The sequence below is a fragment of the Mycobacterium sp. UM_11 genome (assembly GCF_001414075.1).
Classification (GTDB): domain Bacteria; phylum Actinomycetota; class Actinomycetes; order Mycobacteriales; family Mycobacteriaceae; genus Mycobacterium.
In genome coordinates this window covers 18,877-27,087 of sequence record NZ_LATC01000069.1, presented here as the reverse complement: position 1 = coordinate 27,087, position 8,211 = coordinate 18,877, and the positions used below count along the sequence as shown (strand labels likewise).

Annotated in this window: 9 protein-coding genes; 7 read left to right on the top strand and 2 right to left on the bottom strand. The window is 69.5% G+C overall.

Annotation, left to right across the window (positions count from 1 at the left end; all coding sequences use genetic code 11):
- The 4 genes from WU80_RS17160 to WU80_RS17145 form a co-directional block, all read left to right on the top strand.
- A partial coding sequence (locus WU80_RS17160) for a DUF2867 domain-containing protein (RefSeq protein WP_055405796.1) occupies nucleotides 1–523 on the top strand: 523 nt, incomplete at its 5' end.
- A gap of 16 nt (nucleotides 524–539) precedes the next feature.
- Nucleotides 540–755 (top strand): DUF2945 domain-containing protein, encoded by a 216-nt coding sequence (locus WU80_RS17155; protein ID WP_055403971.1) that lies wholly within the window; start codon nucleotides 540–542, stop codon nucleotides 753–755.
- A 19-nt stretch (nucleotides 756–774) separates the two neighbouring features.
- A complete protein-coding gene (locus WU80_RS17150; protein ID WP_055403995.1) occupies nucleotides 775–1,110 on the top strand; it encodes a DUF3140 domain-containing protein in 336 nt (111 codons plus the stop codon).
- 122 nt (nucleotides 1,111–1,232) lie between these two features.
- The gene (locus WU80_RS17145) at nucleotides 1,233–1,811 is read left to right on the top strand and encodes a MarR family winged helix-turn-helix transcriptional regulator (protein WP_055403972.1); all 579 of its coding nucleotides are present in this window, start codon (nucleotides 1,233–1,235) and stop codon (nucleotides 1,809–1,811) included.
- On the opposite strand, the gene WU80_RS17140 is transcribed toward WU80_RS17145, so the two are convergent.
- Complete coding sequence (locus WU80_RS17140; RefSeq protein WP_055403973.1) at nucleotides 1,808–3,058, bottom strand: glycosyltransferase; 1,251 nt, start codon at nucleotides 3,056–3,058, stop codon at nucleotides 1,808–1,810. The two genes, WU80_RS17145 and WU80_RS17140, sit on opposite strands and share 4 nt — an antisense overlap.
- Before the next feature lies 1 nt (nucleotide 3,059).
- Nucleotides 3,060–4,091: a type 2 isopentenyl-diphosphate Delta-isomerase gene (gene fni / locus WU80_RS17135; RefSeq protein ID WP_197281279.1), complete on the bottom strand. Its 1,032-nt coding sequence runs from the start codon at nucleotides 4,089–4,091 to the stop codon at nucleotides 3,060–3,062.
- Between the two features lie 162 nt (nucleotides 4,092–4,253).
- On the opposite strand from fni, the gene WU80_RS17130 reads away from it, so the two are divergent.
- The 3 genes from WU80_RS17130 to WU80_RS17120 are packed head-to-tail and all read left to right on the top strand — an operon-like array spanning nucleotide 4,254 to nucleotide 8,152.
- Entirely contained in the window at nucleotides 4,254–6,344 is a 2,091-nt protein-coding gene (locus WU80_RS17130) for an MMPL family transporter (RefSeq protein ID WP_055403974.1), read from the top strand.
- Nucleotides 6,341–6,820 (top strand): TspO/MBR family protein, encoded by a 480-nt coding sequence (locus WU80_RS17125; RefSeq protein ID WP_055403975.1) that lies wholly within the window; start codon nucleotides 6,341–6,343, stop codon nucleotides 6,818–6,820. Before WU80_RS17130 ends, WU80_RS17125 begins: the two co-directional genes overlap by 4 nt.
- Nucleotides 6,821–6,823: 3 nt before the next feature.
- The gene (locus WU80_RS17120; protein WP_055403976.1) at nucleotides 6,824–8,152 is read left to right on the top strand and encodes a deoxyribodipyrimidine photo-lyase; all 1,329 of its coding nucleotides are present in this window, start codon (nucleotides 6,824–6,826) and stop codon (nucleotides 8,150–8,152) included.
- The last annotated feature ends 59 nt before the right edge of the window (nucleotides 8,153–8,211 follow it).

Sequence of the window (8,211 nt, the reverse complement as noted above, 5' to 3'; positions counted from 1 at the left end):
GATGTGTATAAGAGACAGCGGCGCGCCTTCGCAGCCGCTGCCCACCGACCCGGAGTGGGCGGGTGGGTCGCTGTATGAGGATCTGCGCCAACGCGATGGCCGCACCGATGCCGAAACGCTTTGGCGGGCCATCCAAACCGCCGTCGCTCAGCGCAACTGGTCGGCGCTCCCGTTGGAATGGCCGCTGCGCGGCTGGATCAACGGGGCGCTGCGCATGGTCCGGCCGCGGCGCCACCCCCTCGACGGGCAGGAGCTGCATGAAGGCGAGGCCCTGGATTGGTGGCGCGTGGAGCGCATCGACGCGCCCCGGCGGCTTCGGCTGCGCGCCGACATCCCGCTGCCGGGGCGATTATGGCTGGAGCTGTCCGCGACACCGGACGACAGAGGCGGCTCGCTGTACCGCCAGCGGGCGTTGTTCCAGCCGTATGGACTTGCGGGACAGCTTTTTTGGAACGCATCGGCACCCTACCGCGATGTGGTGTTCGGCGGCATCGCACGCGACGTCACGGCCACGGCGCATTGATGAACGGAGAAGCGACATGAGTGACCGGAAGTTTCACAAGGGCGACAAGGTCGAGTGGAAGAGCCACGGCAGCACCGTGCGGGGAACGGTCGAAGGCGAGATCACCTCGGACACCGAGGCCGCCGGACGCACCGTGCGCGCGTCCAAAGACGAACCTCAGTACAAGGTTCGCAGCGACAAGACCGGCGCGGACGCGGTGCACAAGCCGAGCGCGTTGCGCCCCGCGGACTGAACCGAACAGGCGATGGATGATGGCAGACGATGACGAGGCAACCACCTGGGATCGCTTCCGGGAAACGGTCAACATGACCCCGACCGAACTGGAGCACTGGCTTGCCACCGAGCAGTCGCGAAATGTGGGCCAAAAGCGGGGCGGCGACGAGTCGACCGGTCACGCCAGCGGTCGGCGCATTGTCGACATACTCAGGGCCAAGCGGAGCGATCTCACCGGCGACGATTTCGCGCATATGCGCAAGGTGGTCGGTTATGCCAAGCGCCATTTGGCGCAACGCCCCACGGGCGATGTCGACGAGAGCGCTTGGCGGTACTCGCTGATGAATTGGGGCCACGACCCGACGAAGGAGTAACCCGCTCGGCGAATCACCGGCCGATCGGGCAGAAAATGCGAGACACTTGCCGGGGTACGTGGGTCGCGCGTAGCGATCGCCGATACGCTAGTCGGCGTATCTCGCAAGAAGGACACCGATAAGTGACCAAGCGCGGCGCCGTCGATCGGCGAATGAACCGAGCCGAACTCGAGAAATTGATGTCGGCCGACATGCGCGCACTCACGGCGCACTCGGACCGCATCGGCCGGCACTTCGCCCGTCAAAACGACGTCGGCGGCACCGACTTACACGCCTTGCTGCACATCATGGTTGCCGAAACGGCCGGAACACCGATGACGCCGGCGCAGCTGCGACAGCGCCTGGACGTGTCGCCCGCGGCCATCACCTATCTGGTGGACCGGATGATCGACTCCGGCCACCTCCGGCGCGAGCCCGATCCCACCGACCGGCGCAAGACACTGCTGCGCTACGAGGAACCGGGCATGGCGTTGGCCCGCTCGTTTTTCACCCCGCTCGGGGCGGAATTGCACAAGGCCCTCGCCGACGTGCCCGACCGCGATCTGCTCGCGGCGCACCGGGTTTTCACGGCGATGACGGAGGCGATGGTCACCTTCGAGGAGCAACTCGGCGGAGCGGCCCGCAAGCCGCCCGAGAACGACACCAAACCAGCCAAAACCAGGCGCCGTGCCGTGTCCAAGACCGGCGATCGCCCGGCCTAGCGCACCGGCCGCCGGGCTGCGGGCCCCAGCACCCGCTGCTCGATCAGGTCGGCCCCGCGGGCAACACCCCCGGTTGCGGCGAATCCTTCGGCCACTCGCCGCGCGCCGTCCCGCATCGTCATCGCCGCGCGCACCTTCGCCCTCAACCGCGCCGGGCTGAGATGTTTGGCCGTCAGGCGGGTGCCGCAGCGAGCGACTTCCACCCGGCGGGCGACTTCGGCCTGGTCCCGCGCGAACGGCACGACGCAGACGGGCACGCCGCGGTCGAGGGCCTTCAGCGTCGTTCCCATCCCGCCGTGGGTGATGGCGCAGCCGGCCCGCTGCAGTACCGCACCGTGCGGGACGAAGCGGCATATGGTCGCGTTGGATGGTCGCGGCAGATCCGGGGGAATGCCCGCCGGGAAGGTCGCCACCACGTGGACGGGCTCATCGGCCAACGCGCGCAACGCAATCCGCCCCAGCTCGGCGTCGGACTGCCTGATCGACGAGGTGTTCACCAGCACCACCGGCCGCTCGATGGCACTCACCCAATCCGGCGTGACGGCCTCCGCCGGTTCGAATGCGCACGCGCCGATGTGGTGAACCAAACCGGCCCAGCCGGGATGCCGGTACTCGAAGGGCTCGCCGCCGACGGCCAGTAGCAGCGGCGCTCGCCGCAGAAAGCCGTCGACCGACGCGACGGGCGGCAGCCCCAGCTCGGCGCGAATGACGTTGACCCGCGGCAACATCGGCCGGTCGAACAGATGCCGCACGATCGGCCGCACGGAGGCGTCCCGCGCGTCGCCGAGCAGGCCCGGCAGCGGGCGCAGCCCCGGACCGAAGGGCGGCACGCCGCGAGACCGCAGGTACGGCGTGAACGGCGAGAAGACCAACCACGGGATGTCGCCGGCGTCGGCGGCCGACATCGCCCCCCAGCAGTTCGCGTCCACGATGATCGCATCGGGCCGGACCGCATCCACCGCGCGCCGCAAATCCTGGACTTCGAGCACCGCACGACGGCAGAGCACGTCGATCGTTAACTTCAACACCCCCAGCGCGTTTCGCGCCCTCCAGTCTTCGCTGACGATCGCCTCGATGTCCGGGTCGACCGGACCGGCGTGGACGCCGACGGCGCACAGCGTCGGCACGCCCGCCGACATGGTGCGCGCGTGAACCTGGTGACCACGGCCGGCCAGCTCGGCCAGCAGCGCGCCGACCGGCAGCAGGTGACCCAGGGCCGGCGAGCCGTAGGCCAGTATCACCGCCATGTCAGGGCGACGGCGCGGGCGTGAGGTCGACGGAGCGCAGCCCCGAAAGGCTCGCGGCACCACAGCCGTGCAGACAGACCCGAAGCTCGTCGATGAACGGCTGCAGCCAATCGACCACTGCCCCAGCGGATTCGATCGCCGCGGGCAGCAGCGGTCGAGCCACGGCGACGACGTCGGCGCCCAGGGCGATCGCCTTGGCCGCGTCCATGCCGGTGCGAATGCCGCCGGAAGCCACCAATCCGATGTCCGGCAGCACCTCACGTACCTCGACGATCGCCCGCGCGGTCGGAATGCCCCAATCGGCCAGGTGCGGGTAACGAAGCTCGCCGTAGCGGACGAACTGCTCGACGCGTGACCACGAGGTTCCGCCGGCGCCCGCGACGTCGATGGCGGAAACCGGCAGGTCCCCGTCGGCCCCAACGAGTTCCGCGGCGGCCGCGCCGCCGATCCCGTGACCGACCTCCTTGAGCAGCACCGGGCAGTCGATCGCGTCGGCCGCATCCCGCAGCCTGTCCAGCGATCCGGAGAAGTCGGTGTCACCGTTGCGCTGCATCGCCTCCTGCAGCGGATTGGTGTGCACCGCAAGCGCATCGGCGCCCACCCGGTCGAGGGCCTTGGCGAGATCGGGCACGACGTCCTTGGTCAGCTGGGCCAGGCCGATGTTGCCGAACAACAAGACATCGGGGGCGACGTCGCGAACCGCGAAACTGGCCGCGGCCCGCTCCCCCATCGCGCTGTCCAGCATGATTCGTTGCGAGCCGAGCATCATCCCGATGCCGAGTTGCTGAGCGGCCGCCGCCAGATTCCGGTTGATCGTCCCGGACAGCTCGGCACCGCCGGTCATCGCACCGATCAGAAGCGGGGCCCGCAGGTTTCCACCGAGAAACTTCGTCGACAGGTCGATGTCCCCGAGGCTGGTCTGGGTCAGCGCGTTGTAGGGCAGTTGGTAGCGCTCCAACCCGGTGCTGACGTGCTCATAGTTCACCTGCTCGCCGAGGCAGACATCGATGTGCCGCCGCTTGCGAGTGGTCATCGGCGCCGGCTCGGACGTCACGGCCGGCACCTCGGCGCGGCTCACCCGCGCCCCCTCGCGTCCATAATGTCCATAGTGCCCCTTGTTGCGTACCGCCCAGCTTATGCGCGGCGATGCGAAATTTCAGTTGATTAATGTTTAACACACTGAAAGACTTCTCTCATGGTGTGGGATGGCGTCGCCGCGGCCGTAACCGGACGGCGCTCGTGGCTGTTCGCGCTGGGCGCCGCGCTCGCGGGCATCGTCTTCATCGTCCTGGTCGGCGCGAACGCCGCGGCCGGCCAGGCCCCGCTGTCGGTGCCGACCAGCTCGGATTCGGCCCGGGTCGACGCGATGGCCCGCCAATTCCCCGGTGGGGACCGGCTGCCACTGATCGTGGTGGTCAGCCGCGCCGACGGCGCCGCACTCCGCCCGGCCGACGTCGCCGCCGCCCAAGCGGCCCGCGATCGCGTGCAGGCCGCCGCGCAGCCGGGCGACGCCCCCGCACCGGCGCAGGTATCCGCCGATGGCAAGGCCGCCATCGGGGTGGTGCGCGTCTGCGCCGACCTGTCGGGGCTCGCGCTCGGCGACGCGGTCGCGAACCTGCGCAAGGCCGCGGCCACCGGCCTGCCGGCGGAGCTGCGCGCCCACGTCACCGGCGGCCCGGCGTTCGGCGCCGACATCGCCAGCGCGTTCACCAACGCCAACGTGACCCTGCTCGCGGTGACGGCGTCGGTGGTGGCCCTGCTGCTGATCGCCACGTACCGCTCACCGGTGCTGTGGCTGCTGCCGCTGCTGGTGGTCGGGTTCGCCGACCGGGTCGCGGCCGCGGTGGGCACCGCCGTGGCGCCGCTGACCGGTCTCAGTTTCGACGGCGCCACGTCCGGGATCACCAGCGTGCTGGTCTTCGGGGCGGGCACGAACTATGCGCTGCTGCTGATCTCCCGGTACCGGCAGGAGCTGCGACGCCACGGCGCGCATCGAGACGCACTGCGCCGCGCGGTGCGGATGGCCGGGCCGGCGATCGTCGCCAGCAACGCCACCGTGGTGCTGGCGTTGCTCACCCTGCTGTTCGCCTCGACGCCCAGCACGCGCAGCCTGGGCGCGCTGGCGGCGTGCGGGCTGGTGGTCGCCGCGGTGTCCGCGCTGGTGATCCTGCCGCCGTTGCTCGCGCTGTGCGGCCGGCGATTGTTCTGGCCCTTCGTTCCGCGCGCCGAGGATAGCCCGGCCCCGGATTCCGGCGCCTGGCAACGCGTCGGCGAGTGGGTGAACCGGCGACCGGCGCTCGTCGCGACGGTCGCGATCACGGGCCTGGCCGCGCTGGCCACCGGCCTGCTGGGCACCCGAATCGGCCTGTCGCAGACCGAACAGTTCCGGGTTCACGCCGACTCGGTGACCGGCTATGAGGTTGTGGCAGCGCATTTTCCGGCGGGCCTGGCCAACCCCACGGTGGTGATAGCCCCCGACGCCTCGCCGGTGCCGCAGGCCATCGCGTCGACCCCGGGAGTGGTGTCGGTAACCGAGTCGGGCCGCTCGTCGTCCGGGCTGACCAGGTGGTCAGTGGTGATCGACGCGCCGCCGTCCTCCGAGCGTGCGTTCACAATCATTGCCGCGCTGCGTGATACGACGAAGTCCGCCAGCCCCGCGGCGCTGGTCGGCGGGGCCGATGCGCAGGCGCTCGACGTCCGCGACGCGGCCACCCATGACCGGCACCTGCTCATCCCGGCGATCCTCGCGGTCATCCTGGTCGTCCTCTACGTCCTGCTGCGGTCGGCGCTCGCTCCCCCCACGCTGCTCGCCGCGACCATCCTCGGCGCGCTGGCCGCGCTCGGCATGGGCGGCTGGGCCAGCAGCCACGTCTTCGGTTTTCCGGCGCTGGACAACAGCACGCCCTTGTTCGCCTTCCTGTTTCTGGCCGCCCTCGGCGTGGACTACACCATCTTTCTGGTGACCCGCGCCCGCGAGGAGTCCGCACAGCGCGGTGCACGCGCCGGCATGGTCGCCGCGGTATCGGCCACCGGTGGCGTCATCACCAGTGCGGGAATCGTTTTGGCGGCCGTCTTCTGCGTGCTCGGCGTGCTGCCGTTGATCGTGCTGACCCAGCTGGGGATCATCGTCGGCCTGGGCATCCTGCTGGACACCTTCGTGGTCCGCACGCTGGTGATTCCCGCGCTGTTCGCCCTCATCGGTGATCGCATCTGGTGGCCCAGCCAACCACAACCCGCCAAAGTCCTTGCACCACAAATCAACCGACACGAACGGAGCACCGCGTGAACAGGTCAACTTTGGCGGCGACGGGTCTCGCCGTCGCCGCCGCCGCCGTATCGGGAAGCATCGCCAGCCCGACCAGCGTCTCCACCTGGTATGCGCGGCTGCGCAAGCCGCCGTACCAGCCCCCCAGCGCCGCCTTCCCCGTGGCGTGGACCACCCTCTACGGCGACATCGCGGTCACCTCCGCGGAAACCATCGACGCGTTTCGGGCGTCGGGCCAACACGACAAGGCGCGCCGCTACGCGACCGCGCTCGGGGTGAACCTCATCCTGAACGCCTCATGGAGTTGGCTCTTCTTCCGATTCCACAAACTGGGCGCCTCGGCGGCCGGTGCGGCCGTGCTGACGGCCAGCAGCGCCGACCTTGCGCGCCGGGCCGCGCAGGCCGACCCGCGGGCCGGGCTGGCCCTGTCGGCGTACCCGCTCTGGTGTTCGTTCGCCACCGTCCTGGCCACCCACATTTGGCGACTCAACCGCTGAATCATGCCGACGCTCCTATGGTTTCGTCGCGACTTGCGGTTGGGTGACCATCCGGCGCTCAACGCCGCGGCCGGCGACGGGGAAACGCTCGCCTGCTTCGTGCTCGACCCCAGGCTCGAGGCGTCGTCGGGCCGGCGCCGCCTGAAGTTCCTGGGCGACTCGCTGCGCCAACTGCGCGACGACCTCGACGGCCGGTTACTGGTGGCACGCGGCCGGCCCGACGAGCTGATCCCGCGCATCGCCGCGGAGATCGGCGCGTCGGCGGTGCACGTTTCCGAAGACTTCGCGCCGTACGGTAAGCGCCGTGACGAACGGGTGCGTGCGGCGCTGGATTCCGTGCCCCTGATAGCAACGGGATCGCCGTACCTCGTGTCACCGGGCCGGGTCACCAAGAAGGACGGCACGCCCTATCAGGTGTTCACCCCGTTTCTGCGCCAATGGCGCGAATTCGGCTGGCGGGCACCGGCCAAGACGAGCGCCGAGTCCGCGCGCTGGCTTGATCCGGCGCAACTGCGGATCAAGCGATGCGAAATCCCCGATCCGGGCACCGCGCTCGACGTGGCCGCCGGGGAGGCCGCGGCCCTCAAGCAGTGGAAGTCATTCGTGGCCAACGGATTGCAGCACTATGACGAGGACCGCAACCGGCCCGACTTGCACGGCACCAGCCGGATGTCGGCGTACCTGAAGTTCGGCACCATCCATCCGCGCACCATGGTCGCCGATCTCGACCTTCGTCACGGCGGCGCCCAGGCTTACCTGCGCGAGTTGGCGTTTCGCGACTTCTACGCCGACGTGCTGCATCACTGGCCGGCCAGCGCCTGGCGCAATTGGAACCGGCAGTTCGACGGAATCCGCACCGACACCGACGCCGAAGCGACACGCCGCTTCGAGTCGTGGAAGGCCGGCGAAACCGGGTTTCCACTGGTCGACGCCGGGATGCGTCAACTGCGCGAGACCGGCTACATGCACAACCGGGTGCGGATGATCGTCGCATCGTTTCTGGTCAAGGACCTGCACCTGCCGTGGCAATGGGGTGCCGAGTGGTTCCTCGATCAGCTCGTCGACGGCGACATGGCCAACAATCAGCATGGGTGGCAGTGGTGCGCGGGCTGCGGCACCGATGCGGCGCCGTACTTTCGGGTGTTCAACCCGACCACCCAGGGCGAGAAGTTCGACCCATCCGGGGAGTACATCCGGCGCTGGGTGCCCGAGTTGCGCCCGGTCGACGATGCGCACCTGCGCAAAAGCGAACGGCCGGCGGGCTACCCGGCCCCGATCGTCGATCACGGCGCCGAGCGCGCCGAAGCGCTGCGTCGCTACCAGAGCATCTGATCGCGGCTCCGCGGCGAATTGTCGCTTGCGTGAATGTTTGCTCAATCGCCTACGCGAAG

Bases quoted from the DNA above. Each gene is read 5' to 3' on its own strand.
- WU80_RS17150 (WP_055403995.1), top strand. From the start codon at position 775: ATGGCAGACGATGACGAGGCAACCACCTGGGATCGCTTCCGGGAAACG.
- WU80_RS17130 (WP_055403974.1), top strand. From the start codon at position 4,254: ATGGTGTGGGATGGCGTCGCCGCGGCCGTAACCGGACGGCGCTCGTGG.
- WU80_RS17140 (WP_055403973.1), bottom strand. From the start codon at position 3,058: ATGGCGGTGATACTGGCCTACGGCTCGCCGGCCCTGGGTCACCTGCTG.
- fni (WP_197281279.1), bottom strand. From the start codon at position 4,091: ATGACCACTCGCAAGCGGCGGCACATCGATGTCTGCCTCGGCGAGCAG.
- WU80_RS17120 (WP_055403976.1), top strand. From the start codon at position 6,824: ATGCCGACGCTCCTATGGTTTCGTCGCGACTTGCGGTTGGGTGACCAT.
- WU80_RS17155 (WP_055403971.1), top strand. From the start codon at position 540: ATGAGTGACCGGAAGTTTCACAAGGGCGACAAGGTCGAGTGGAAGAGC.